Annotated in this window: 21 protein-coding genes and 1 pseudogene; 10 read left to right on the top strand and 12 right to left on the bottom strand. The window is 68.9% G+C overall.

What is annotated here, in order from left to right; genetic code table 11:
• The first annotated feature begins 48 nt into the window (after positions 1–48).
• Positions 49–525: a hypothetical protein gene (locus FFS10_RS03320; RefSeq protein ID WP_137891444.1), complete on the top strand. Its 477-nt coding sequence runs from the start codon at positions 49–51 to the stop codon at positions 523–525.
• 54 nt (positions 526–579) lie between these two features.
• On the top strand, positions 580–1,500 hold the full coding sequence (locus tag FFS10_RS03315) for a class I SAM-dependent methyltransferase (protein ID WP_137891442.1): 921 nt from the start codon (positions 580–582) through the stop codon (positions 1,498–1,500).
• Between the two features lie 26 nt (positions 1,501–1,526).
• Here the strand turns inward: FFS10_RS03315 and FFS10_RS03310 are convergent, their stop codons facing one another.
• The 12 genes and pseudogenes from FFS10_RS03310 to FFS10_RS03255 all read right to left on the bottom strand — a co-directional run bounded on the left by FFS10_RS03310 (position 1,527) and on the right by FFS10_RS03255 (position 13,330).
• Positions 1,527–2,033 (bottom strand): universal stress protein, encoded by a 507-nt coding sequence (locus tag FFS10_RS03310; protein WP_137891440.1) that lies wholly within the window; start codon positions 2,031–2,033, stop codon positions 1,527–1,529.
• A complete protein-coding gene (locus tag FFS10_RS03305; protein WP_137891438.1) occupies positions 2,030–3,007 on the bottom strand; it encodes a TerC family protein in 978 nt (325 codons plus the stop codon). Before FFS10_RS03305 ends, FFS10_RS03310 begins: the two co-directional genes overlap by 4 nt.
• On the bottom strand, positions 3,004–5,691 hold the full coding sequence (locus FFS10_RS03300; RefSeq protein WP_137891436.1) for a cation-translocating P-type ATPase: 2,688 nt from the start codon (positions 5,689–5,691) through the stop codon (positions 3,004–3,006). Before FFS10_RS03300 ends, FFS10_RS03305 begins: the two co-directional genes overlap by 4 nt.
• Positions 5,688–6,167 (bottom strand): universal stress protein, encoded by a 480-nt coding sequence (locus tag FFS10_RS03295; protein WP_137891564.1) that lies wholly within the window; start codon positions 6,165–6,167, stop codon positions 5,688–5,690. The genes FFS10_RS03300 and FFS10_RS03295 overlap by 4 nt, the downstream gene beginning before the upstream one ends.
• A 30-nt stretch (positions 6,168–6,197) precedes the next feature.
• A pseudogene (locus FFS10_RS03290) lies at positions 6,198–6,424 on the bottom strand (collagenase-like protease); the annotation flags it as partial.
• Positions 6,425–8,434, bottom strand: coding sequence for an AsmA family protein (locus tag FFS10_RS03285; RefSeq protein ID WP_137891434.1), 2,010 nt, complete (start codon positions 8,432–8,434; stop codon positions 6,425–6,427).
• Between the two features lie 305 nt (positions 8,435–8,739).
• Positions 8,740–9,513 carry a peptidylprolyl isomerase gene (locus FFS10_RS03280; protein ID WP_137891432.1) on the bottom strand — a complete coding sequence of 258 codons (774 nt, stop codon included), beginning with the start codon at positions 9,511–9,513 and terminating at the stop codon, positions 8,740–8,742.
• Positions 9,514–9,570: 57 nt separating this feature from the next.
• Positions 9,571–9,831 carry a BolA family protein gene (locus FFS10_RS03275; protein WP_137891430.1) on the bottom strand — a complete coding sequence of 87 codons (261 nt, stop codon included), beginning with the start codon at positions 9,829–9,831 and terminating at the stop codon, positions 9,571–9,573.
• Between the two features lie 11 nt (positions 9,832–9,842).
• Positions 9,843–10,406, bottom strand: coding sequence for a septation protein A (locus FFS10_RS03270; protein WP_137891428.1), 564 nt, complete (start codon positions 10,404–10,406; stop codon positions 9,843–9,845).
• 287 nt (positions 10,407–10,693) lie between these two features.
• Positions 10,694–11,104 carry a peptide-methionine (R)-S-oxide reductase MsrB gene (msrB, locus tag FFS10_RS03265; protein WP_137891426.1) on the bottom strand — a complete coding sequence of 137 codons (411 nt, stop codon included), beginning with the start codon at positions 11,102–11,104 and terminating at the stop codon, positions 10,694–10,696.
• Positions 11,101–12,600, bottom strand: coding sequence for a protein adenylyltransferase SelO (locus FFS10_RS03260; RefSeq protein ID WP_171016068.1), 1,500 nt, complete (start codon positions 12,598–12,600; stop codon positions 11,101–11,103). The genes msrB and FFS10_RS03260 overlap by 4 nt, the downstream gene beginning before the upstream one ends.
• 10 nt (positions 12,601–12,610) lie before the next feature.
• Positions 12,611–13,330: a Crp/Fnr family transcriptional regulator gene (locus FFS10_RS03255; RefSeq protein WP_137891422.1), complete on the bottom strand. Its 720-nt coding sequence runs from the start codon at positions 13,328–13,330 to the stop codon at positions 12,611–12,613.
• 166 nt (positions 13,331–13,496) lie between these two features.
• On the opposite strand from FFS10_RS03255, the gene FFS10_RS03250 reads away from it, so the two are divergent.
• The 8 genes from FFS10_RS03250 to FFS10_RS03215 all read left to right on the top strand — a co-directional run bounded on the left by FFS10_RS03250 (position 13,497) and on the right by FFS10_RS03215 (position 24,232).
• Positions 13,497–15,140 carry a 3-(methylthio)propionyl-CoA ligase gene (locus tag FFS10_RS03250; RefSeq protein WP_137891420.1) on the top strand — a complete coding sequence of 548 codons (1,644 nt, stop codon included), beginning with the start codon at positions 13,497–13,499 and terminating at the stop codon, positions 15,138–15,140.
• A gap of 122 nt (positions 15,141–15,262) precedes the next feature.
• Positions 15,263–16,501, top strand: coding sequence for a branched-chain amino acid ABC transporter substrate-binding protein (locus tag FFS10_RS03245; RefSeq protein ID WP_137891418.1), 1,239 nt, complete (start codon positions 15,263–15,265; stop codon positions 16,499–16,501).
• A 134-nt stretch (positions 16,502–16,635) separates the two neighbouring features.
• Entirely contained in the window at positions 16,636–17,670 is a 1,035-nt protein-coding gene (locus FFS10_RS03240; protein WP_137891416.1) for a branched-chain amino acid ABC transporter permease, read from the top strand.
• A gap of 96 nt (positions 17,671–17,766) precedes the next feature.
• Positions 17,767–19,059, top strand: coding sequence for a branched-chain amino acid ABC transporter permease (locus tag FFS10_RS03235; protein WP_137891562.1), 1,293 nt, complete (start codon positions 17,767–17,769; stop codon positions 19,057–19,059).
• On the top strand, positions 19,059–19,853 hold the full coding sequence (locus FFS10_RS03230; RefSeq protein WP_137891414.1) for an ABC transporter ATP-binding protein: 795 nt from the start codon (positions 19,059–19,061) through the stop codon (positions 19,851–19,853). The genes FFS10_RS03235 and FFS10_RS03230 overlap by 1 nt, the downstream gene beginning before the upstream one ends.
• 175 nt (positions 19,854–20,028) lie before the next feature.
• Positions 20,029–20,724, top strand: a complete 696-nt coding sequence (locus FFS10_RS03225) for an ABC transporter ATP-binding protein (protein ID WP_137891412.1) — start codon at positions 20,029–20,031, stop codon at positions 20,722–20,724.
• Positions 20,725–20,931: 207 nt separating this feature from the next.
• On the top strand, positions 20,932–23,043 hold the full coding sequence (locus FFS10_RS03220; protein WP_137891409.1) for a 3-hydroxyacyl-CoA dehydrogenase NAD-binding domain-containing protein: 2,112 nt from the start codon (positions 20,932–20,934) through the stop codon (positions 23,041–23,043).
• 13 nt (positions 23,044–23,056) lie between these two features.
• Positions 23,057–24,232, top strand: a complete 1,176-nt coding sequence (locus FFS10_RS03215) for an acetyl-CoA C-acyltransferase (protein ID WP_137891407.1) — start codon at positions 23,057–23,059, stop codon at positions 24,230–24,232.
• The last annotated feature ends 41 nt before the right edge of the window (positions 24,233–24,273 follow it).

The raw sequence follows: 24,273 nt of genomic DNA, 5'->3' as shown, positions 1-24,273 counted from the left end.
CGTGGTCTGTCGATGCCCTATGCTTGGCGGCTTTTTCGCCGGAAAACCATGACAGAAGACAGCCCCGTGACGATCCAGGAAGCGCGCCTGTGGAGCGACGAACGCTGGACCGCGCGCGTGATCAAGAACGAGGACGACGATGGCTGGGCCGTGGCGATGACGCTGCACGGCGAATCCGAGCCTGCGCTGGTGGGGCCCTGGACCATGGGACGCGACAAGAAGAACCCCAAGCCGCTCGACGCGCCGGCCTTCCACACGCTGGTCAAGACGGCCAACGAGGTGCGGCGCCGCCACGAGCAGCAGCTCCATGCGTTGCTGAACAAGCGCATCAGCGTGACGGTGGACGGCCGTCGCCTGGAGGTGGTGCTGGCCATCGTGCCGGACGAGGAGGGCGCCACCGCCACGCTGAGCGCGCAGGATGCGTTCGGCGAGGAGATCGCCCGGGTGGCGGTGTCTCAGGCCTTCAAGCTCAACAGTTCGAGTGCGCAGGCCTGGGTGGAGGGCGGCTTCGAGCGGCCGCGTTGAACCGATCGGCCCTGGCCCAGCACGCCCTTTGGATTTCTGCGGACGCTCTCCACCATGCAAGCCTTGCTGAACGCCATCGCGACGATGGTCCTTCCTGCCGACGCCCAGCGCGTGTTCCACGGCCGGGGCGGCCTCCACCCCGGCTGCGAGCACTGGGTGCTGGACGCCTTTCCCCCGGTCTGGCTGCTGACCAGCTTTCAACCGGCCAGCGACGAGGAACTGGCCACCCTTGGTGCGGCCTTGTCGGCCCGCTGGCAGCAACTGGCTCCCGGTCAGCCGCTCCACTGGGTCTACCAGTGCCGCCATGGGGGCCGCGCCGAGACGCGGCTGATGGCGGGCGGCGTGCCCGAGCCGCACGTGGTGACCGAGGAGGGCGCCCGTTTTCGGGTGCATGTGCTCAAGGGGCAGAACCACGGCCTGTTCCTGGACATGGCGGGCGGGCGGCGCTGGGTGCGCGAGCATGTGGCGGACCGCCCGGGGATCAAGCTGCTCAACCTGTTCGCCTACACCTGCGCCTTCTCGGTGGTGGCGCGGCAGGCGGGCGCCGCGCAGGTGGTCAATGTGGACATGAGCCACGGCGCGCTGGCCATCGGGCAGCAGAACCACCAGCTCAATGGCCTCGCGGGCGGTGCCAGCTTCCTGCCGCATGACATCTTCAGCTCCTGGGGCAAGATCGGCCGCGGCGGCCCCTACGGCCTGATCATCCTCGATCCGCCCAGCTACCAGAAGGGCAGCTTCGTCGCCACCAAGGATTACGCCCGCCTCATGCGCCGCCTGCCGGACCTGCTGGCGCCCGGCGGCCACGCGCTGCTGTGCCTGAACGCGCCCGAGCTGGGCATGGCCTTCCTGCAGGACCAGATGCAGGCGCTGGCGCCGCAGCTGTCGTTCGTGGAGCGCGTGCCCAATCCGCCGGTGTTCGCCGACGTGTCGGCCGACCGTTCCCTCAAGGTGCTGCTTTACCGGGCGCCAGACTAGGGCCTGCTGCCCCGCGCCTCCAGCTCTCAGCGCACCAGCAGCACCGGCGTCTGGCTCAGGTGCAGCAGCTTGTAGGCGACCGAGCCCAGCAGCAGGCCCACGGTCGCGCCCACCCCCTGGCTGCCGATCGCGATGCCGCGGCAGCCGAGTTCGGCGCCCAGCGCCGCGATGCGCTCGGCTGGGTCGCCCATCAGCACATGCAGGCGCCAGGCGATACCGCTGCGGTCGAGCAGCGCGCGGGCCTCGGCCGTGGCCTCCCAGCCCCGCTGCGCCAACTCGATCTCGGCCGCCTCCTTGCTGAGCCAGGGCTGCACATGCACCAGATGGATGGCGCAGTGCCTGCCTCGCTTGGCCAGCTGGGCGGCCTGGGCGGCCGCGCGCAGCGAATGCTGGGAGCCGTCGATGGCGACCAGCCATGTGTCGTCCGGCTGGGGCGGCAAGGGTTTGGCGCCGTCCAGGACGACGCCCACCAGGCGCGCGTCGCCGTCGCGCTCGGTCCGGGCCGGCGTCGCCGGTGGCTGTGCCTGCTTCATGGTTCTTCCCCCGTCACGTGCTGGTTGCCCTTGGGCAGGGCGAGGCTCAATATCACGGACACCAGGATGATGCCGCCGACGATGGCCAGCGACCACTGGATAGGCATGTGGACCCAGCGCCCGGCCAGCATCTTGCCGCCGATGAACACCAGCACCATGGCCAGCCCGTACCTGAGCAGGTAGAAGCGGCCCGCCATGTCGGCGAGCACGAAGTACAGCGCACGCAGGCCCATGATGGCGAAAATGTTGGAGGTGAAGGCGATGAAGGGGTCGGTGGTGACGGCGAAGATGGCCGGAATGCTGTCGATCGCGAACACCAGGTCGCTGGCCTCGATCAGCACCAGCACCAGGAACATAGGCGTCGCCCAGCGCAGGCCGCTCTCGCGCACGAAGAAGCGCTCGCCGCGAAAGCCCTCGGTGATGCGCAAGCGGGCGCGCAGCCAGCGCAGCAGGGGGTTCTTTTCCAGGTCGGGGGCCCGCTTGGCGAAGATCAGCATCTTGACGCCGGTGAAGACCAGGATGGCGCCGAACACATGGAGCAGCCAGGCGAACTCCTGCACCAGCCAGACGCCGGCCAGGATCATCACGGCGCGCATGACGATGGCGCCCAGCACGCCGTACAGCAGCACGCGGCGCTGCAACTCCGGCGGCACCGCGAAATAGCCGAAGATCATGACGAAGACGAACATGTTGTCGATCGACAGCGACTGCTCGATCAGGTAGCCGGTCAGGAACTCCAGCGTCTTGCGCTGCGCGATCTCGGCGCCGAATCTTTGGTCCAGGTACCACCACAGCAGGGCCGCGAAGCCCAGCGCCAGGGCCAGCCAGGCGCCGACCCAGGCCAGCGCCTCGCGCACGGACACGCGGTGCGCGAGGCGCCCGCCGAAGACGAACAGGTCCAGCGCCAGCACCGCGACCAGGAAGGCGATGAAGGCGCTCCACATCCAGGGTTCGCCGATGCTCAGCGGGTTCATGGCTTCAGCGGCGCGTCGGCGGCGAAATCCTCGAGCGGCCGCGCGCGCTGCCGGCGCCAGGCCTTCTCGAGTTCGACCGCCAGCCAGACCAGGGCGGCGGCGCCCAGGCAGATCGCCAGCTCCGCGGCGGACAGCGGCTGGGTCTTGAAGATGGGGTTGAGCAGGGGCACGTAGATGGTCGCCATCTGCAGCGCGAAGGTCAGCAGCACGGCGGCCAGCAGCGGCCGGTTGGAGCCCAGGCCGAGGCGCCACAGCGGCTCGGTTTCCGAGCGGATCGCCAGCACATGGGCCATCTGGCCCAGGGTCAGCACGGTGAATACCATGGTCTGCCAGTGCGCGTGGCCGCCAGCGAGGGCCCAGGCCTGCACGGCCAGGCACAGGCCGCCGAACAGCAGGCCGACCCCCAGCACATGCTGCCACAGGCCGTGGGCGAACAGGCTCTCGCCGGGCGGCCGTGGCGGCCTCTGCATCAGGCCGCGCTCGCCCGGCTCGGCCGCCAGGGCCAGTCCCGGCAGGCCGTCGGTGACCAGGTTGACCCAGAGGATGTGGATGGGCAGCAGCGGGATCGGCAGGCCCAGCAGCGGGGCGAGGAAGATGGTCCAGATCTCGCCCGAGTTGCTGGTCATGGTGTAGCGCACGAACTTGCGGATGTTGTCGTAGATGCGCCGGCCCTCGCGCACGGCCGCCACGATGGTGGCGAAGTTGTCGTCCAGCAGCACCAGGCTGGCGGCCTCGCGCGCCACGTCGGTGCCGCCGCGGCCCATGGCCACGCCGATGTCGGCCTGCTTGAGGGCCGGCGCGTCGTTGACGCCGTCACCGGTCATGGCGACGAAGCGGCCATGCGCCTGCAGGGCCTCGACGATGCGTATCTTCTGCGCCGGGTCGACGCGCGCGTAGACGCGCACCTGCAGCACGCGGGCGCTCAGCAGCGCCTGGTCGAGCCCGGCCAGCTCGGCGCCGGTCAGCACCGGGGCGTCGGCCTGGCTCACGATGCCCAGGCGCAGGGCGATGGCGCGCGCCGTGGCCGGGTGGTCGCCGGTGATCATGACGGGCGTGATGCCGGCGCCCATGCAGTCGCGCACCGCGGCGGCGGCCTCGGGCCGCGGCGGATCGATCAGGGCGACCAGGCCCAGCAGCTCGAGCGCGTCCTCCACCGTCTCGAGCGCGTTGGTGTCGGGCAGCCGGCCATGGTCGCGCCTGGCCAGAGCCAGCACGCGCAGGCCCTGGGCCGCCAGGGCCTGGGCGGTCTCCAGCGCCGCGGCGCGGTCCAGCGCGACCGGCCCCTGCGGCGTCCACTGCGCCACGCAGCGCGGCAGCACCGACTCGGGCGCTCCCTTGGTGTAGGCCACGAAACCGCCGCCGGCCGCCGTTGCCGCGCGGTGGAAGGTGGTCATGCGCTTGCGCTCGGCGTCGAAGGGCTGCTCCTGCACGCGCGGGTTGTCGCGCTCGAGCTGCGTCTTGTCCAGCCCGCCTGCATGGGCCGCCAGCACCAGGGCGGTCTCGGTCGGGTCGCCCAGCCAGCTGCCTTCGCCATGGGCGGCCGCGGCTTGGCACCGGGCGTCGTTGCACAGCGCGGCGGCGCGCAGCGCCTCGCCATGGGCGGGGCCGGGCAGCGGATCGCCGGGCGTCCAGCGCCGGCCCTGGACCAGCAGCCATTCCACGTGCATGCGGTTCTGGGTCAGGGTGCCGGTCTTGTCGGAGCAGATGTGGGTCACCGAGCCCAGGGTTTCGACCGAGGGCAGGCGCCGGATCAGCGCATTGAGCGTCACCATGCGGCGCGCGCCCAGGGCCAGCAGCACCGTGACCACGGCCGGCAGCGCCTCCGGAATCGCCGCCACCGCCAGGCTGATCGCGGTCAGCATCATCAGCATCGGCGCCTCGCCGCGCAGCACGCCGACCACGAAGACCACGGCGCAGATGGCCAGCACCGCCCAGGCCAGGCGCTGGCCGAAGGCCGCCAGGCGGCGCTGCAGCGGTGTGCTGCGGTCCTCGGCCTGCGCCATCAGGCGTGCCACCTTGCCCAGCTCGGTCGCCATGCCGGTGGCGACCACCAGGCCCCGGCCGCGTCCGTGCGTGGCGGTCGTGCCCTTGAAGGCCATGTTGAGCCGGTCGCCCAGCGCATGGGCCCCGCGGTCCAGCGCCGCGCTCCGCTTTTCCACCGAGACCGACTCGCCGGTCAGCGCCGACTCGTCGACCTTGAGCTGGGAAATCTCGATCAGCCTCAGGTCGGCCGGCACCTGGTTGCCCGCCTCGAGCAGCACGATGTCGCCCGGCACCAGGCTGCTGGCCGGCACCAGATGCGGCTCGCCGCCGCGCAGCACCGTCGCCTGGGCGGCCGCCAGCTGGCGCAGCGCCGCCATCGCGCGGTCCGCGCGCCAGGCCTGGACGAAGCCGATCAGTGCGTTCAAGAGCACGATCACCAGGATCACCAGGGTGTCGACCAGGTCGCCGACCAGGCCCGAGACTACGGCCGCGGCGATCAGCACCAGGATCATGAAATCGCCGAACTGCTCGGCCAGCAGGGTCCAGGCGCTGCGCGGCGCCTGCGTGGCCAGCAGGTTGCGGCCATGCAGGCTGGCGCGGCGCAGGGCCTCGTCGGCGTGCAGGCCGCTGGCTGGATCGACGCCTTGCTCGCTGGCCAGCTCTTGCGCCTCGCGCAGATGCCAGTCGCTGCCGACCCTCATGCGCCTTCGTCGGCGCCGGCTTCCGCTTCTTCCTCGGTGGACGCTTCCTCGGGGGGCTTGACCAGCAGCACGGGGACCGGCGAGGACTGCACCAGCATCTGCGCCACCGAGCCTTGGAAGGCGGTGCGCAGCACGCCCAGGCCGTGGGTGCCCATGATCACCATGTCGCAGCCGTGGCGCTCGATCAGCTCCAGCATGGCGTGGGCCGGGTCGCCCGTGACCACCTCGTGCTCGTAGGCGATGCCGGCGTCGTGCAGCAGCGCCTCGGCCGACGCCAGCAGGTGCTCGCCGGCGGCGTGGCTCACGTTTTCCAGCACCTCGGCGTCGGGCGCCTTGACGATTTCGTAGAGGCTGGCCGGCTCCTGCGCGTTGGCCAGCAGGAAGCTGGCCTGCAGGCCCTGGGCCACCAGGCGCAGCGCGAAGCGCACCTCGTGCAGGGAAAGTTCGGAGCCGTCCACGGGTAGCAGGATTTTCATGGCCAGACTCCTTTCATGCCGGCCTCGGGAGGGCGAGGCCTCCGGCCGGGTCTTGTAGAACTTCATGGGCACGGCAGGCGCCTGGTTCAGCACCGAGCGCCGGATCTTGCCCACCACGTGCATTTCACAGGGCTTGCAGTCGAAACGCAAGCCCAGTTTGTCGTGGCCGTTGATCAGCGTCAAGGGTTGGGTTCGGCGCGCGCCGCGCCCTGCACCCCGCTCACGCCCTTGGCTTGCCTGGGGCAAAGGCTCAGGGCCTAACGCCCGGCGGCGGACGAAGGCCGGAGCTTCGCCGCCGCCAGCAGTGGCTTGCACTGCGCGTCGTCCTCGGCGCCCGGCACGGTGACGGGCAGGGCGGCCATGGCCACCGGCGAGAGCGCGGCCAGCGCCACGGCGGCGCCCGCGCGCAGCAGCAGCGGCCCCTTTTCCAGGCCGACCTGGGGATCGGCAAAGCTGCCACGGGCGTAGAGCGGGGTACGCAGCGACAGCAGTTTCAGGCCCAGCGACTCGGGGCGGATGTGCAGGTCCAGCTGCTCGGTCGCCAGGTTGGCCGTGCCGGTCACGTCCACCAGGGCTTCGTCGGTGCTGAGCTTGAGGTTGCGGATCTGCACCAGGCCATCGCGCACCGGCAGGTCGGCCACCGCGCAGCGCAGCTTGACCTCGCGGTCGGTGCCGAACAGCCGGCTCACCAGCACGCTGCCCAGGTTGAGCGCCGCCAGGTCCAGCAGCTGCTTGCTCAGCACGCCGTCGCGCACATAGAGCTTGACCTCGCCCGTGCTGCTGCCGAGCATGCGCGCCACCGAGTCGCCTGTGGCCTGCAGCGCCAGCGCGCCGTCCATCTGGCCGAAGCTCTTTTGCATCAGGGCCACCTTGGGGAACAGGTCGGCCAGCTTGAGCGCGCGCACCTCGCCGCGCAGGCTGCTCTTGAGCGGCTGGCTGCGCGCGTCCAGCCGCAGCTCGGAGTCCAGCTGCCCGCTGGCGATGCCGAAGCGCAGCGGCGCCAGCGTCAGCACGGCGTCCTCCAGGCGCGCATGCACGCTGAGCCGCTCGAGCGGCAGGCGGGCATCGCGCACGATCTGCTCGCCGCTGAAGCGCAGGTCCAGGTCCATGGTCTTCCAGCGCGCAGTGGCAAAGGCGTCGTTGGGCAGCACCTTGGCCCGGCGCGCCGTCTCGCTGTTCGCTCCGATCAGCGGCCCCAGGTCCGCCAGGCGCAGCCGGCGCGAGAACATGGTGCCTTCCAGCAGCGGGCGCGGCTTGCGCGAGGTGTAGGTCAGGTTGCCGTGCAGGTCGCTGTCGCCCACCCGGCCGCTGAAGTCGCGGTAGTCCCACACCGCCTGCTCGGGCTTGAGGCTGCCGACCAGGCGGCCGCTGGTCTGGAACGGCGGCGTCTCGGGCAGCACCAGGCCGGTCAGGGGGAACAGGTCGGCCATGCTGCGCCCGCTGAGCGCCACGCGCAGGTCCATGCCGGCCAGTGCCGCCGGCTCGCGCAGCACACCCTCGGCGCGCAGCTGCAGCTTGCCGGTCTGCGCCTGCAGCAACAGCGGAAAACGCAGCCGTGCCGCGCCCAGCGAGAGGATATGGCCCGCCTGGCCCGACCCTGTCAACGGGGCCTTGACGTGACGGCCGCTGAAGCGGAAAGCCAGGCCGTAGGCGCTGGCCGGCGAGCCCGCAGGTGCCGGGGGCAGGGTGTCGAACTGGGCCTGCAGGTGCAGGTCCTTGAGCGCGTCTTCCAGCGCCAGCCGGCCCTCGCCTATGACCAGGGTCTGCAGCCGCACGCGCCAGCCGGCATCGGCATCCGAGGCGGGGGGCAAGGCGAAGCTCCAGTTGTGGCGGCCGTCGCTGGCGCGGCGCAGCCACAACTCGGGCCGGGTCAGCACCAGGTCGCGGACCAGGATTTGCCGGCGCAGCAGCGGCAGCAGTGCGACATGGGCGCGGACCTGCTCGACGCGGACCATGGCCGGCGCGGAGGCCGGTGCCAGTGGCGGCGCCGCGGAGAGGGGATCGCCCAGCACCAGCTGCCGCGCCGTCACCGTGGGCGCCGGCAGCCAGCGCCGCCAGCCGGTCTCCGGCCCCTGCTGCGGCCACTGCCAGCGCACCGAGAGTTCGCCCTCGACGGAAAACGGCCGGCCCGTGGCCTGGGACACCGTGACGTTGAGCCAGGGGCGGGCCAGGTTCCAGTCGAAACGGGCGATGAACAGAGCGCCTGCCGCCAGCAGCAGTCCCAGAACCAGCGCCAGCACGGCGCTCCATTTGGCGAGTCTCAGCATCCCTGCTCGATCGATGTTGTGCCAGAGATTCTGGTTCGGCTACCCGGGCTGCGCAAGGTTCCCCTGGCCTGTGGCGAAGCGTTCCTGTGGCGTGCTGCGGATAGGCCGTGCATGCGCCGCACAGCGTGGCGCCATGCGGCTTGGGGGCCGATGAGCATGGCGGCGCGGCCGGTCGGGGATGACGATCTGTTACCTCTGTTTCGAGGCGCAGGCGGTTCGCTGCGGACCCTGCGGCGCCTTCGTCATCCGGGGCCCCAAACGAACAACGCGGCCTAAGCCGCGTTGTCGGTAGGGTGACCGGTCGCTTACTCGACCTTGGCCTTGGCGCGCAGGTCTTCCTGGTATTTGCCGAGCTTTTGCTGCTGCAACTGCTGGGCGATCTGGGGCTTGACCTCGTCGAGTTTGGGCAGCTGGGCCTCGCGCACGTCGTCCAGGCGGATCACGTGCCAGCCGAACTGGCTCTTGACCGGGGTGTCGGTGGTCTGGCCCTTGTTCAGCTTGACCATGGCAGCCGAGAACTCGGCCACGTAGTTGCTGGCGCCGGCCCAGTCCAGGTCGCCGCCGTTGGCGCCGGAGCCGGGGTCCTTAGAGGACTTCTTGGCGATGTCCTCGAACTTGCCGCCCTTCTTGAGCTGGGCGATGATGGCCTTGGCCTCGTCTTCCTTCTCGACCAGGATGTGGCGGGCACGATATTCCTTGCCGCCGTTGGCCGCGACGAACTTGTCGTACTCGGACTTGATGTCGGCGTCGGTGACCGGGTTGTTCTTCTGGAAATCGGCGAACAGCTCGCGGATCAGTATGGTCTGGCGCGCCAGCTCGAGCTGGTTCTTGTAGTCCTCGCTCGCGTCCAGGCCGCGCTTTTGCGCCTCCTGCATGAAGATCTCACGGGCGATCACTTCTTCCTTGAGCTGGCCCTGCAGTTCCGGGGTGACCGGACGGCCCGAGCGCGCGACCTGCTGCGCCAGCGCGTCGATGCGGGTCTTGGGCACGGCCTTGCCGTTCACGATGGCGACGTTCTGCGCCGCCACGGGCAGCGCCATGGCTGCGGCCAGGGCGGCCAACAGGAGCTGTTTCTTCATGGGTGTTTCCTCGATGGATTCGGTTCAACGGCCGCCGGGCAGGGGCCCGCAGCGCACTCAAAGCACTTCGATCGCGATGGCGTGTACGCCCTGGGCGATGAAATCTTGCAGCGCATCATACACAAGGCGATGACGCGCCACGCGGTTGCGGCCAGTGAACAGCGGCGAGGCGATGCGCACCCGGAAATGGGTGCCGAAGCCCGTGCCATCGGCCCCGGCGTGGCCGGCATGGTCATGGCTTTCGTCGATCACCTCGAGGGCGGTGGGCTGCAGGGTGGCGCGCAGGCGCGCGTCCATGCGGGAGGCCAGGTTGTCCATGCCGCGCCCCTTCAACGGCCCGAGCCGCCGGACGGGCGGCCGGCGGAGTCCTCGCCCTGCAGGTAGCGCGAGATGTAGATGCCCTGGCCCAGGATGAAGACCAGCGGGAAGGCGTAGCCCCAGAGCTTGAAGTTGACCCAGTCCTCGGTGCTGTAGAGCGCCGCCACATAGCCGTTGAGCGCGGCCATGAAGGCGCAGTAGGCGATCCAGGCCAGGTTGAGGCGGTGCCACACGCGCGGCGGCAGGCTGAGCTGGCTGCCCAGCAGGATCTGCAGGAAGTTCTTCTTCAGCGCCCAGAGCGCAAAGGCCAGCGCCACGGCCATGGCCGCGTAGAGCACGGTGGGCTTCCACTTGATGAAGCGTTCGTCGTGCAGCGCCAGGGTCAGCGCGCCGAACACCAGCACCAGGGCCAGCGTGATCTTGTGCATGGTCTGCAGGCGCCGGTCGATGGCGTAGATGGTGGCCATCTGCAGCACGGTGGCGGCCATCAGCACGCCGGTGCCGACGTAGATGCCGTAGAACTTGTAGGCTGCGAAGAACAGCAGGATGGGAAAGAAGTCGAGCAGGATTTTCATGCGATGGCGGAAAGGCCGGTTAGGGCCTGTTCACACTGTTTTTGCCAGTGCGAACGTGGTTAAAAGTGCGCCAATCTAGGCGCGCGACGACGCCCAGGCTGGCCGCCTGGGCTAGGAGTGCAACAACGAGTGGCGCGCTTTTAACCACGTTCCCTTCGGGTTGCGGCCAAAAAGGCCATGCGCCGCGTTGCGAAGCCTTGCCGGGGGCCGACCCCGGCTGCGTTTCGCGCCTTGCGCATGACCTTTTTGATCCGCAACGCATCTGGCAAAAACAGTGTGAACAGGCCCTAGCGAGGCGTGAAGTCTAGCGAGGCCGAGTTCATGCAGTAGCGCAGGCCGGTCGGCGCCGGGCCGTCCTCGAACACATGGCCCAGGTGGGCGCCACAGTGGGCGCACAGGGTTTCGGTTCTCAGCATACCGTGGCTGCGGTCCACGCGCTCCTCGATCGCGCCATCCACGGCGGCCTGGGAGAAGCTGGGCCAGCCGCAGCCGGCGTCGAACTTGGTGCCCGACTCGAACAGCTTGGCGCCACAGCAGATGCAGTGGTAGCTGCCGTCGGCCCAGTGGCGCTCGTACTTGCCCGTGAAGGGGCGCTCGGTGGCGGCGTGGCGGGTGACCTCGAAGGCCACGGGTTCGGCGCCCTTGTCGGCCAGCAGGGCCTTCCATTCCGCCTCGGTTTTCTGGATGGGAGGGGTCATGATGAGCAGCTGATTGCTATGGAGGATGCCCAGTCGGGCGGGAAGCCGGCATAGGCGTCCATGCCGGGCTGTTCGTCGAACGGATGCTCCAGCAGGGCCAGCAGGCGTTCGACCTCGGAGAAGTCGCCGAGTTTCGCGGCCCGGATCGCGACTTCGCCCAGGTGGTTGCGCAGCACGTACTTGGGGTTGACGGCGAGCATGCGAGCGGACTGCTCGGCTGAGGCCAGGCCCGTCGAGCGCTCGCGGAAGCGGCCCAGCCAGTCGTCGAAGCCGGCGCGGTCCAGGAACAGGTCGCGCACGGCGTCCACCGGCTCGCCGGCCACATGGCGCGACAGCCGGCGCCAGAAAATCGTGTAGTCCACGCGCTCCTTGGCCATCAGCTGCAGGATGGACTCGGTGAGCTCGCGGTCCTGCGGCGCGGCATCCTGCAGGCCGAGCTTCGCGCCCATGCGGGCGTCGAGCTCGCGCGGAAACACCGCCTTGTAGGGCTCGAGTGCGGCCAGCGCGAGTTCCTGCTCCTCGATCAGCGGCAGCAGGGCCTGGCCCAGACAGAACAGGTTCCAGTAGGCGATGTTGGGCTGGCGGTGGTAGGCGTAGCGGCCTTGCGGGTCGCTGTGGTTGCAGATATGGCCGGGGTCGAAGCCGTCCAGGAACTGGAACGGGCCGTAGTCGATCGTCAGGCCCAGGATGCTCATGTTGTCGGTGTTCATGACGCCATGGCAGAAGCCCACGGCCTGCCATTGCGCCACCATGGCCGCCGTGCGTGCGCTGACGGCTTCCAGCAGGGCGGCATAGGCGTTGCCCTTGAAGCCGCTGCCGGCGCGGCAGTCGGGGTAGAAGGCGTCGATCACGAAGTCGGCCAGGGCCCTCAGCTGCTCGTGCTGGCCGCTGTAGGAAAAATGCTCGAAATGGCCGAAGCGTATGAAGCTGGGCGCCACGCGCGTGACCACGGCCGCGGTCTCGATCTCCTCGCGCCGCACCGGCGCCGGCGAGCCGGTCACGCAGAGTGCGCGGCTGCTCGGAATGCCCAGGGCGTGCATGGCCTCGCTGCAGAGGAATTCGCGGATGCTGGAGCGCAGCACGGCGCGCCCGTCGCCCATGCGCGAGTAGGGCGTGCGCCCGCTGCCCTTGAGTTGCAGCTCCAGGCCGCGGCCGTCCGGCGTCAGCAGCTCGCCCAGCAGGATGGCGCGTCCGTCGCCGAGCTGGCCGGCCCACACGCCGAACTGGTGGCCGCTGTAGACGCTGGCCAGCGGCTCGCTGCCGGCCAGGCCCTGGTTGCCGCTGAACACGGCCAGCGCGGCCGGCGAATCCAGCCATTCCGGCGCCAGGCCCAGCTCGCGCGCCATGGCCTGGCTGCGCGCGACCCAGTGGGGCGCGGGCAACGGCTGGGGCATGAGCCGCGTGTAGAAGGCCGGGCCCAGCGCGGCGAAGCGGTTGCGCCAGTGCAGCCCGCTGTCTGCCTGGGAGGGGATGTCTTGGGGGGCTTGCACCGGCATGTCCATGTGTCTATTGTCCCCGGCCGCCCACAGGCTTGGGCGCGCCAGGGCTTTTGCCCGCCTCGTGGCCCAGCAGCGCGGGCTCGTCCAGGATATCCACCCGGCCGAACTTCAGCGACACCAGGCCCTGGCGCGCCATCTGGCCCAGCACGCGGTTGACGGTCTGGCGCGACAGGCCGGTCAGGTGGCCCAGCTCCTCCTGCGACAGGCTGAGGCGGCGCGCGCCCGGCCAGAACACCCGGCTCAGGTACAGCGCCACGCGTTCTTCGGCCGAGCGCAGCCGCTCGGCCTCGATCAGCGCCATGGCCTGGCCCAGGCGGCGGTTCAGGTGGGCCACCAGGTACTGGTTGAAGGCCAGGCTGGACTGGCGCAGTGCCTCGAACACCGGCAGCGGCAGGCACAGCAGGGTGGTGTCGCGCAGGGCGATCACGTCGTAGCGCCGGCGCTCGGCCTTGAGCGCCGAGCCCTCGCCGAACCATTCGCCGGCGGGAACGCCCAGGAAGGCCTGGACCCGCCCTTCGGCCGAGGCGCTTTGCAGCTTGACCAGGCCCGACAGCACGGCGTACCAGCCCTGGACCTGCGCCCCCAAGGGCAGCAGGCAGTCGCCCTTGCCCCCCTCGACCAGCGTCAGGCGCTCGAGGACGCGCAGCTGCTCCTCGGGCGCCAGGCTGGCGTGCCAGGGCTGGCTTTGCAGGAAGTTGGCGGCGGGAGAGCAGGGACTGTGCAGCATGGACGGACAGGGCAGGGCGCGACCCCTGGATTGTGCGCGCTGCCGCGGCAACTATCGCCTGGGCGACAGGTGTTGCGCGCGCCGGCGGCTTGCCGCACAGTGCGGCTGGCCCCCGGCGCTACGATGAGGGGCGAACGATACCTACTGGAGACAAGGAGTGATGGCCATGCTGGGCTTGATGCAGAACCAACCGCTGTTGATTTCGTCGCTGATCGATTTCGCGGACAAACACCATGGCGACGCCGAGGTGGTCTCGCGACGGGTCGAGGGCGACATCCACCGCTACCGCTGGCGCGACGTGGCGGCGCGCTCGCGCCAGGTCGCCAACGCGCTCGACGCCCTGCAGCTGGCCTTCAGCGACCGCGTGGCCACCCTGGCCTGGAACGGCTACCGGCACCTGGAGCTGTACTTCGGCGTCAGCGGCTCGGGCCGCGTGCTGCACACCATCAATCCGCGCCTGCACCCCGAGCAGATCGCCTGGATCGTCAACCACGCGGAGGACCAGGTGCTGTGCTTCGACCTCAGCTTCCTGCCCATCGTGCAGGCGGTCCATGCCAAGTGCGCCGGCGTGAAGCACTGGGTGGCGCTGTGCGACGCCGACAAGCTGCCGCAGGGCAGCGGCATCCCCAACCTCGTGAGCTACGAGGCCTGGATAGGCTCCCAGCCCAGCCGCTACGCCTGGCCGAGCTTCGACGAGAACACCGCCTCGAGCATGTGCTACACCAGCGGCACCACCGGCAACCCCAAGGCCGCGCTGTACAGCCACCGCTCGACCACCCTGCATGCCTACGCCGCCGCGCTGCCCGACGTCATGTGCCTGTCGGCGCGCGACGCAGTGCTGCCCGTGGTGCCCATGTTCCACGTCAACGCCTGGGGCATCCCCTACTCGGCCGCGCTGACGGGCTGCAAGCTGGTGTTTCCCGGCCCGGCGCTGGACGGCAAGTCGGTCTACGAGCTGATCGAGGCCGAGCAGGTGAGCTACGCCGCCGGCGTGCCCACGGTCTGGCAGATGCTGCTGTCGCACATGAAGCCCGCGGGCCTGAAGTTCTCTACGCTCAAGCGCACGGTGATCGGCGGCTCGGCCTGCCCGCCGGCCATGATCACGGCCTTCAACGACGAGTACGGCGTCGAGGTGCTGCACGCCTGGGGCATGACCGAGATGAGCCCGCTGGGCACGCTGTGCACGCTCAAGAACAAGCACCTGGCGCTGCCCGAGGCCGAGAAGATGAAGATCCGCCTCAAGCAGGGCCGGGCCATCTACGGCGTGGACATGAAGATCGTCGCCGACGACGGGCACGAGCTGCCCTGGGACGGCAAGAGCTATGGCGACCTGCTGGTCAAGGGGCCGTGGATCGTGCGCGAGTACTTCAAGGGCGAGGGCGGCGACCCGCTGGTGAGCGACGAGCTGGGCGTGGGCTGGTTCCCGACCGGCGACGTGGCCACCATAGACGCCGACGGCTACATGCAGATCACCGACCGCAGCAAGGACGTGATCAAGTCCGGCGGCGAGTGGATCAGCTCGATCGAGGTGGAGAACATCGCCATGGCCCACCCGGCGGTGCAGATGGCGGCCTGCATAGGCATGCGGCACCCCAAGTGGGACGAGCGGCCTATCGTCGCGGTGGTCAAGAAGCCCGACGCCGAGCTCACGCGCGAGGAGTTGCTGGCCTTCTACGAGGGCAAGACCGCCAAGTGGCAGATCCCCGACGACGTGGTGTTCGTCGAGGCCATCCCGCTGGGCGCCACCGGCAAGATGCTCAAGACCCGGCTGCGCGAGCAGCTCAAGGACTACCGCCTGCCCGGCCTGTGAGTGCGGCGTGCCGTCTTGCGGCGGCACAGTCACCTAAGCGATAGCGCCTACGGGCTTACCCCGAGCGCCGCAGCGCTCGAAGGCGATACGCTGACCCCGCTTTGACCCAAGGAGACCAAAGGATGAAATTCGCATTCAAGTCCATGGCCGTGGCCTGCATGGCGCTGAGCCTGGGCACGGCCTTCGCCCAGAAGGGCGAGACCGTGAAGGTGGCGCTGATCGATCCCCAGACCGGGCTGATGGGCCCGCTGGGCATCAACCAGATGCGCAGCCACCAGTTCTTCGCCGACGCGATCAGCAAGAGCAATCCGGCCGGCGTCAAGTTCGAGCTGGTGGCCTTCGACAACAAGCTGAGCCCGGCCGACAGCCTGAACGCGCTCAAGGCCGCCCTGGACCAGGGCGTGCGCTACGTCACGCAGGGCAACGGCTCCTCGGTCGCGGGCGCGCTGATCGAGGCGGTGAACAAGCACAACGAGCGCAACCCCGGCAAGGAGGTGCTGTTCCTGAACTACGCCGCGGTGGACCCCGACTTCACCAACAGCAAGTGCAGCTACTGGCATTTCCGCTTCGACGCCGACACCTCGATGAAGATGGAGGCGCTGACCACCTTCATGAAGGACCAGCCCGACGTCAAGAAGGTCTACCTGTTCAACCAGAACTATTCGCACGGCCAGCAGGTGGCGAAGTTCGCCAAGGACAACCTGGCGCGCAAGCGGCCCGACGTGCAGATCGTCGGCGAGGAGCTGCACCCGCTGGCCCAGGTGCGCGACTTCGCGCCCTACATCGCCAAGATCAAGGCCTCGGGGGCCGACACGGTGATCACCGGCAACTGGGGCTCGGACCTGGCGCTGCTGATCAAGGCCGCCAACGAGGGCGGCTACAACGGCAAGTTCTACACCTACTACACCGGCGTGACCGGTACGCCCACGGCGCTGGGCCAGGGCGGCGAGGGCAAGGTGTTCCAGATCGCCTACCAGCACTACAACATGGGCGGCCAGATGGCCAAGTGGCAGGACGAGTTCAAGAAGCGCTTCAACGACGACCAGTTCACCGGCTCGATCTCGCATGTCTACAGCGCGCTGGCCCAGGCCATGGCCAAGGCCAGGTCGACCGACCCGCTCAAGGTCGCGGCGGCGCTGGAGGGCCTCAAGTACCAGGGCTTCAACGGCGAGGTCGAGATGCGCAGGAACGACCACCAGCTGCAGCAGGGCCTGTTCCTCACGGTGTGGCAGAAGGCGGACAAGAAGTACCCCTACAGCCCCGAGAACACGGGCATGACGCTGGCGCCGGTCAAGGAGTTCCCGGCCTACATCGCCAGCACGCCGACCAGCTGCCAGATGAAGCGGCCCTCGGCGGGCTGATGCAGGCGGGGACCGGGCGCGCCCTGGGCCCCGCACCCCCATATCCTCGGTGAAGTTCGGGCCCGGCGCCGCCGCCGCCCGGGCCGGCGCGTTCCCGCGCCGGCTGCGACCCAAACAAGGAAAGTCGAATCGCGATGGAGTTCTTCATCATCTCCATGCTCAACGGGCTGAGCTACGGCTTGCTGCTGTTCATGCTCAGCTCCGGGCTCACGCTGATCTTCAGCATGATGGGCGTGCTCAATTTCGCGCACGCCAGCTTCTACATGCTAGGCGCCTACATCGGCTACACGCTGGCCGGCTGGCTCGGCTTCTGGCCGGCGCTGCTGGCCGCGCCGCTGCTCGTGGGCGCCCTGGGCGCGGGCTTCGAGCGGATGGCGCTGCGCAAGGTGCACCGCTTCGGCCATGTGCCCGAGCTGCTGGTGACCTTCGGCCTGTCCTACATTGCGCTGGAGCTGGTGCAGCTGGTCTGGGGGCGCACGGCGGTGGAATTCCGCCCGCCTCAGGTGCTGCAGGGCCCGGCCTTCACCCTGATCCACCACGCGGTGGACGGACTGAGCCTGGTCTGGGGCGCGGCGCCGGCCGAGCTGTGCCGCGCGGCCGATGCGGCGGTGCGCGTGGTCTGCTCGCCGTTCCCTGCCACGCGCGGCTTCATGATGCTGTCGGCCCTGCTGATGCTGCTGGGCCTGTGGCTGCTGCTCACGCGCACGCGCATCGGCCTGGTGATCCAGGCCGCGCTGACCCACCCCGAGATGGCCGAGGCCCTGGGCCACAACGTGCCGCGCGTGTTCATGCTGGTGTTCGGCGCGGGCACGGGCCTGGCGGGACTGGCGGGGGTGATCGGCGGCAGCACCTTCGTCACCGAGCCGGCCATGGCCGCCACCGTGGGCTCCATCATCTTCGTGGTCGTCGTGGTCGGCGGCATGGGCTCGCTGTCCGGCGCCTTCCTGGCCTCGCTGCTGATCGGCGTGGTCCAGACCTTCGCCGTGGCCTTCGACTACTCGCTGATCACGCTGGCCCAGCAGCTGGGCATCACGCTCAGCGAGGCGCTGCGCGGCAACTCGCTGCTCAAGCTCACGCTGTCGCAGGTGGCGCCCATACTGCCCTACCTGTTCCTGGTGCTGATCCTGATCTTCCGGCCCAAGGGCCTGCTTGGAACGCGCGAGGGCTGAGCCATGTACCTTCCTTCCTCGACCACCGGGGTCTTCCAGGCCCCCGGCGCCGACGCCGATGCCGATGTCCAGGGGGCGGTCCGGCCCCAAGCTGCCATGACCCAGCGCTACTACCGTTTCAAGCCCTACAACGTAGCCCGCTGGCTGATCTGGGGCGTCTTCGCCGCGCTGCTGCTGGTGGCGCCCCGGCTGTTCAGCAGCAACCTCTCGGTGACCATGCTGTCGCAGATGGGCATCGCCATCATCGCCTGCCTGTCCTACAACATCCTGCTGGGCCAGGGCGGCATGCTGAGCTTCGGCCATGCGGTCTACACGGGCCTGGGCGCCTACATGGCCATCCATGCGCTCAACGCGGTCGGCGCCGGCACGCTGGCGCTGCCCGTGAGCCTGGTGCCCCTGGTCGGCGGCCTGGCCGGCCTGGGCTTCGCCGTGCTGCTGGGCTACGTGACCACGCGCAAGTCCGGCACGCCGTTCGCGATGATCACGCTGGGCATGGCCGAGCTGGTGTTCGCCATGTCGCTGATGTTCTCCGAGTTCTTCGGCGGCGAGGCCGGCGTCTCGAGCAACCGCGTGGTGGGCCAGCCTGTCCTGGGCATCGGCTTCGGCCCGGCGGTGCAGGTCTATTACCTGATCGCGGCCTACACCTTCGTCTGCGTGGCGCTGATGTTCGCCTTCACCCAGACCCCGCTGGGCCGCATCCTCAACGCGGTGCGCGACAACCCCGAGCGCGTGGAATTCATCGGCTACAACACGCAGCGCGTGCGCTACCAGGCCTTCATCATCTCGGGCTTCTTCGCCGGCGTGGCGGGTGGCCTGGCCAGCATACTGTTCGAGATCGTCACGGCCGAAGTGGTCGGCGCGGCGCGCTCCGGCAGCTACCTGCTGTTCACCTTCCTGGGCGGCGCGACCTTCTTCTTCGGCCCCATCATCGGCGCCGTGCTGATGGTGATCGCCTTCGTGCTGCTGTCCGAGCTCACCAAGGCCTGGCTGCTGTACCTGGGCCTGGTGTTCCTGTTCATGGTCATGTACGCGCCGGGCGGCATTGCCAGCCTGATCATGATGAACCTGCGCGTGGCGGCCTTCGGCAAGCTGCGCCGGCTGTGGGTCAGCTACCTGGCGCTCGCGCTCACGGGCCTGGTCATGCTGGCCGGCGCCGGCGCCATGATAGAGATGGTCTACCACCTGCAGCTCGACGCCGGGGGCGGCGATGCGTTGCGCTTCATGGGCGTGGCGCTGCAGCCCAAGGGCCTGGACAGCTGGTTCGGCGCCGCCTTCATCACGTTGACCGGGCTCGGCCTGTTCGAGCTCACGCGGCGCCAGTTCCGGCGCGAGTGGGGCCAGATCCAGGAAGAGATCGAAAAGGAAATCAAGCGCAGGGAGACCGCCTGATGAGCCACGCCAACCCCAACGCCGGCTACGCTCTCGAGCTGAAAGAGCTGCGCAAGAGCTTCGGCAAGACCGAGATCATCCGCGGCGCCGAGCTCGCCGTGCGCCCGGGCGAGCGGGTGGCCATCATCGGCCCCAACGGCGCCGGCAAGTCCACGCTGTTCAACCTGATCAGCGGCCGCTTCGCACCCACGAGCGGCGAGGTGCTGCTGCACGGCACGCGCATAGACGGCAAAAAGCCCTACGAGATCAACCGCCTGGGCCTGTCGCGCAGCTTCCAGATCACCAACATCTTCGGCAAGCTCAGCGTGTTCGAGAACCTGCGCTGCGCCGTGCTCTGGAGCCTGGGCTACCGCTACAGCTTCCTCAAGTTCCTCTCGCGCCTGGAAGATGCGAACGAGCGCGCCGAGAAGTTCCTGCAGATGATCCGGCTCGAGAAAAAGCGCGATGTGCTGGCCGTGAACCTGACCTACGCCGAGCAGCGTGCGCTGGAGGTCGGCATCACCATCGCCGGCGGCGCCAGCGTGATCCTGCTGGACGAACCCACGGCCGGCATGAGCCGCAGCGAGACCGCGCGCTTCATCGCCCTGATCCGCGAGGTCACCGAGGGCAAGACCCTGCTGACGGTGGAGCACGACATGGGCGTGGTGTTCGGCCTGGCCGACAAGATCGCGGTCGTGGTCTACGGCGAGGTGATCGCCTTCGACACGCCCGAGGCGGTGCGCGCCAACGCGCGCGTGCAGGAGGCCTATCTCGGTTCGACTGTGGCCGAGGCTCAGGCAGGAGGGGGTGCATGAGCCCCCACGTTCCTCACTTCGTGTACTCACTGCCCCCCAAGGGGGCCCAGCCCTCCTTGGGGCGGCGCTGCGTAGCGTGGTGCGCGCAGCTGTACAGCGAAGCAGCGTCATTGCCGCCCTGCGCCTGGTTCGCTTCGCAGACCAACGGCTCCGGGCGGCCCGGCGGAGTTCTGAAATGTTGCGGATAGAAAATCTTCACGCCTATTACGGCAAGAGCCATGTGCTGCATGGCGTGAGCTTCGAGGTGCGGCCCGGCGAGATCGTGGCGCTTTTGGGGCGCAACGGCTCGGGGCGCTCGACCACGGCCAAGGCCATCATGGGCCTGGTCGAATGCGAGGGCAGCGTCCTGTGGAAGGGGCAGGAGATCCGGGGCCGCAAGGCCTACGAGATCGCCCATCTGGGCTTGGGCTACGTGCCCGAGAACCGCGACATCTTTCCCAGGCTGACGGTGCATCAGAACCTGCTGCTGGGTCAGAAGGGATCGGGCAAGGGCAGCCGCTGGAGCTTCGAGGACATGTACCAGATGTTTCCTCGCCTGAAGGAGCGCCAGCACACCGAGGCCGGCGTGATGTCGGGCGGCGAGCAGCAGATGCTCACGCTGTGCCGCACCCTGATGGGCGACCCCGACCTCATCATCATCGACGAGCCCACCGAAGGCCTGGCGCCCAAGATCGTCGAACTGGTGGGCGAGTACCTGCAGAAGCTGAAAAGCCGCGGCGTCTCGGTGCTGCTGATAGAGCAGAAGCTCACCATCGCCATGAGCATCTCCGACCGCGTGCTGGTCATGGGGCATGGCAGCATCGTGTTCGAGGGCACGCCGGCCAGCCTGCGCGCCGATGCCTACATCCGCAAGGAGTGGCTGGAGGTCTGAGGATGGCCCCCACGCTCGGCACTGCCGTGTCCTCGCTGCCCCCCGAGGGGGCCCAGGCCGGCTTGGGGCGGCCCGGCGCCGGCCTGATCTCCTGCCAGGTCCCGTTTGCGACAGGCGCATATTGCAGTGCAGCACCAAGCCTCTAGAATCCAAAAATAGAACGCTCGTTCTTTTTGCGATCTCACCAACATCTCGAGGAGCAACCGCATGACGGCTGAATACAAGGTCCACGGCGACGTGGCGCTCATCACGCTGAACAACCCGCCGGTCAACGGTCTCGGTTACGAGACCCGGGTCGGCATCACGAGGGGCCTGGAGCAGGCCGAGGCCGACCCGGCGGTCAAGGCCATCGTCGTCACCGGCGCCGGCAAGGCCTTCTCGGGCGGGGCCGACATCAAGGAGTTCGGCTCGCCCAAGGCCTACCAGGATCCGAACCTGCTGAGCGTGATCCTGGCGCTCGAGAACGCGTCCAAGCCCGTGGTCGCGGCCATCCACTCGGTCTGCATGGGCGGCGGCCTCGAGCTCGCCCTGGGCTGCCACTATCGGCTGGCCGCGCCGGGCTGCAAGGTAGCCCTGCCCGAGGTCAAGCTGGGCCTGATCCCGGGCGCCGGCGGCACCCAGCGCCTGCCTCGCGTGCTGGGCGTGGAGGCCGCGCTGAACATGATCGTCAGCGGCGAGCCGGTGGCCAGCGAGCGGCTGGCCGGCCTGCCGGGCCAGAAGCTGTTCGACCAGCTCGCGGCCTCGCCCGCCTCGCTGCTGGACGAAGCGCTGGCGCTGGCGCGCAAGGTGGCGGCGCAGCAGGCCGGTGGCAGCGTTCTGCCCCGGGTGCGCGACCTGCCTTGCCGGCACCCGCAGGGCGACGCCTACTTCCAGTTCGCGCGCAACATGGTCAAGGGGATGGCGAAGAACTTCCCGGCGCCGGCCAAATGTGTGGACGCGGTCGAGGCCGCGACCAGGATGAAGTTCGACCAGGGCCTGGCGTTCGAGCGCGAGATCTTCATCAACCTCATGCAGACGCCCGAGTGCAGGGCCCTGCGCCATGTGTTCGCGGCCGAACGCGCGGCGTCCAAGATCCCCGACGTGCCCGAGGACCAGCCCGCGCGCAAGATCGAGCAGGTGGCCGTGATCGGCGCCGGCACCATGGGCGGCGGCATCGCCATGAACTTCCTCAACGCCGGCCTGCCGGTCAAGATCCTCGAGATGAAGCCCGAGGCGCTGGAGCGCGGCCTGGCCACCATCCGCAAGAACTACGAGGCCCAGGTCAAGAAGGGCAAGCTCAAGCCCGAGGTGCTGGAGCAGCGCCTGGCCCTGCTGTCCACCACGCTGAGCTACGGGGACATCCGCGACGCCGACCTCGTGATCGAGGCAGTGTTCGAGGAGATGGGCGTCAAGCAGAAGGTGTTCGAGACGCTCGACCAGACCATGAAGCCAGGCGCCATCCTTGCCACCAACACCTCCACGCTGGACGTCGACAAGATCGCGTCGTTCACCAAGCGGCCGCAGGACGTGGTCGGCATGCACTTCTTCAGCCCGGCCAACGTGATGAAGCTGCTCGAGGTGGTGCGCGGCGGGAAGACGGCCAAGGACCTGCTGGCCACGGTCATGCAGCTGGCCAAGAAGATCAAGAAGACCGCCGTGGTCTCGGGCGTCTGCGACGGCTTCATCGGCAACCGCATGATCGAGCAATACAGCCGCCAGGCCGGTTTCCTGCTCGAGGAAGGCGCCACGCCCGAGCAGGTGGACAAGGCGATCGAGAGATTCGGCTTCGCCATGGGCCCGTTCCGCATGGGCGACCTGGCCGGCAACGACATCGGCTGGGCCATACGCAAGCGCCGCTATGTCGAGCAGCCCGGCATGAAGTACAGCAAGACGGCCGACCTGCTGTGCGAGATGGGCCGCTTCGGCCAGAAGACCGGCGCGGGCTGGTACGACTACCAGGCCGGCAAGCGCGACGCGATCCCGAGCGAGCTGGTCAACAAGATGATCTCGGAGCACCGCCAGGCGCAGGGCATCACGCCGCGCAAGATTTCCGACGAGGAAATCGTGCAGCGCCTGGTCTTTTCGCTGGTCAACGAAGCCGCGCACATCCTCGAGGAGGGCATCGCCAGCAAGGCCAGCGACATCGACATGGTCTACCTGACCGGCTACGGCTTCCCGCTGTGGCGCGGCGGCCCCATGCAGTACGCCGACACCGTGGGCCTGTTCAACGTGGCCCAAGCCATGAAGCGCTTCGCGCGCAACCCGCAAGACGACGCCGCTTTCTGGCAACCCGCGCCGCTGCTGGCCCGCCTGGCCGCCGAAGGCAAGACGTTCAACTGATAAGGAAACCGCCATGACTTCCGCCGTGATTGTCTCCACCGCGCGCACCCCGCTGGCCAAGAGCTGGAAAGGCGCTTTCAACATGACCCATGGCGCCACCCTGGGCGGCCATGCCGTGCAGCACGCGATCCAGCGCGCCGGCATAGACGCCGCCGAGGTCGAGGACGTGATCATGGGCTGCGCCAACCCCGAAGGGGCGACCGGCAGCAACATCGCACGCCAGATCGCGCTCAAGGCCGGCTGTCCGGTCACGGTCTCGGGCATGACCGTCAACCGCTTCTGCTCCTCGGGCCTGCAGACCATCGCGCTGGCCGCGCAGCGCATCCTCGCCGGCGAGGGCGAGGTCTACGTGGCCGGCGGCGTGGAAAGCATCTCCTGCGTGCAGCAGGAGATGAACATGCACATGATCGCCGACCCGGCGCTGATGAAAATCAAGCCGGAAATCTACTGGAGCATGCTGCAGACCGCCGAGCAGGTGGCCAAGCGCTACGGCATAGGCCGCGACGCCATGGACGAGTACGGCGCCGCCAGCCAGCAGAAGGCCTGCGCCGCCCAGGCGGGGGGCCGGTTCGACGCCGAGATCGCGCCTATCACCGTGACCGCCGGCATCGCCGACAAGGCCCTGGGCCTGATCACCCGCGAAGTCACCGTCAGCAAGGACGAAGGCACGCGCGAGGGCACGACCAAGGAAGGCATCGCCGGCATCAAGCCGGCCCTGCCGGGCGGCCTGATCTCCGCCGGCAACGCCAGCCAGTTCTCCGACGGCGCGGGCGCCTGCGCCGTGGTCAGCGAGGCCTACGCCAGCCGCAAGGGCCTCAAGCCCCTGGGCCGCTTCCTCGGTTTCGCCGTGGCCGGCTGCGAGCCCGACGAGATGGGCATAGGCCCGGTGTTCGCCGTGCCCAAGGTGCTGCATCGCCTGGGACTCACGGTAGCCGACATCGACCTCTGGGAGCTCAACGAGGCCTTCGCCGTGCAGGTGCTGTACTGCCGCGACAAGCTTGGCATCCCCGCCGATCGCCTGAACGTCAACGGCGGCGCGATCGCCCTGGGCCACCCCTACGGCGTCAGCGGCCAGCGCCTGACCGGCCATGCGCTGATCGAAGGCAAGCGGCGCGGTGCCAAGCGCGTCTGCGTGACCATGTGCATAGGCGGCGGCATGGGCGCGGCCGGCGTGTTCGAAGTGCTCTGAGGCAGCCTTCACTCCCTCTCCCCAAAGGTGCGAGGGAGGAG

Origin of the sequence: Ramlibacter sp. 2FC, assembly GCF_005503345.1 — a bacterium.
In the GTDB taxonomy this organism is placed as follows: Bacteria; Pseudomonadota; Gammaproteobacteria; order Burkholderiales; family Burkholderiaceae_C; genus SCMQ01.
The sequence above is the reverse complement of the archived record's forward strand: the minus strand, read 5'-3'. Positions and strand labels throughout refer to the sequence as shown.

Excerpts from the sequence above, each read along its gene's own strand:
- FFS10_RS03300 (WP_137891436.1), bottom strand. The coding sequence starts at position 5,691 with ATGAGGGTCGGCAGCGACTGGCATCTGCGCGAGGCGCAAGAGCTGGCC.
- FFS10_RS03305 (WP_137891438.1), bottom strand. The coding sequence starts at position 3,007 with ATGAACCCGCTGAGCATCGGCGAACCCTGGATGTGGAGCGCCTTCATC.
- FFS10_RS03295 (WP_137891564.1), bottom strand. The coding sequence starts at position 6,167 with ATGAAAATCCTGCTACCCGTGGACGGCTCCGAACTTTCCCTGCACGAG.
- FFS10_RS03315 (WP_137891442.1), top strand. The coding sequence starts at position 580 with ATGCAAGCCTTGCTGAACGCCATCGCGACGATGGTCCTTCCTGCCGAC.
- FFS10_RS03255 (WP_137891422.1), bottom strand. The coding sequence starts at position 13,330 with ATGCTGCACAGTCCCTGCTCTCCCGCCGCCAACTTCCTGCAAAGCCAG.
- FFS10_RS03280 (WP_137891432.1), bottom strand. The coding sequence starts at position 9,513 with ATGAAGAAACAGCTCCTGTTGGCCGCCCTGGCCGCAGCCATGGCGCTG.
- FFS10_RS03275 (WP_137891430.1), bottom strand. The coding sequence starts at position 9,831 with ATGGACAACCTGGCCTCCCGCATGGACGCGCGCCTGCGCGCCACCCTG.
- msrB (WP_137891426.1), bottom strand. The coding sequence starts at position 11,104 with ATGACCCCTCCCATCCAGAAAACCGAGGCGGAATGGAAGGCCCTGCTG.
- FFS10_RS03320 (WP_137891444.1), top strand. The coding sequence starts at position 49 with ATGACAGAAGACAGCCCCGTGACGATCCAGGAAGCGCGCCTGTGGAGC.
- FFS10_RS03310 (WP_137891440.1), bottom strand. The coding sequence starts at position 2,033 with ATGAAGCAGGCACAGCCACCGGCGACGCCGGCCCGGACCGAGCGCGAC.
- FFS10_RS03285 (WP_137891434.1), bottom strand. The coding sequence starts at position 8,434 with ATGCTGAGACTCGCCAAATGGAGCGCCGTGCTGGCGCTGGTTCTGGGA.
- FFS10_RS03250 (WP_137891420.1), top strand. The coding sequence starts at position 13,497 with ATGCTGGGCTTGATGCAGAACCAACCGCTGTTGATTTCGTCGCTGATC.
- FFS10_RS03245 (WP_137891418.1), top strand. The coding sequence starts at position 15,263 with ATGAAATTCGCATTCAAGTCCATGGCCGTGGCCTGCATGGCGCTGAGC.
- FFS10_RS03230 (WP_137891414.1), top strand. The coding sequence starts at position 19,059 with ATGAGCCACGCCAACCCCAACGCCGGCTACGCTCTCGAGCTGAAAGAG.
- FFS10_RS03240 (WP_137891416.1), top strand. The coding sequence starts at position 16,636 with ATGGAGTTCTTCATCATCTCCATGCTCAACGGGCTGAGCTACGGCTTG.
- FFS10_RS03260 (WP_171016068.1), bottom strand. The coding sequence starts at position 12,600 with ATGCCGGTGCAAGCCCCCCAAGACATCCCCTCCCAGGCAGACAGCGGG.
- FFS10_RS03220 (WP_137891409.1), top strand. The coding sequence starts at position 20,932 with ATGACGGCTGAATACAAGGTCCACGGCGACGTGGCGCTCATCACGCTG.
- FFS10_RS03215 (WP_137891407.1), top strand. The coding sequence starts at position 23,057 with ATGACTTCCGCCGTGATTGTCTCCACCGCGCGCACCCCGCTGGCCAAG.
- FFS10_RS03270 (WP_137891428.1), bottom strand. The coding sequence starts at position 10,406 with ATGAAAATCCTGCTCGACTTCTTTCCCATCCTGCTGTTCTTCGCAGCC.
- FFS10_RS03225 (WP_137891412.1), top strand. The coding sequence starts at position 20,029 with ATGTTGCGGATAGAAAATCTTCACGCCTATTACGGCAAGAGCCATGTG.
- FFS10_RS03235 (WP_137891562.1), top strand. The coding sequence starts at position 17,767 with ATGACCCAGCGCTACTACCGTTTCAAGCCCTACAACGTAGCCCGCTGG.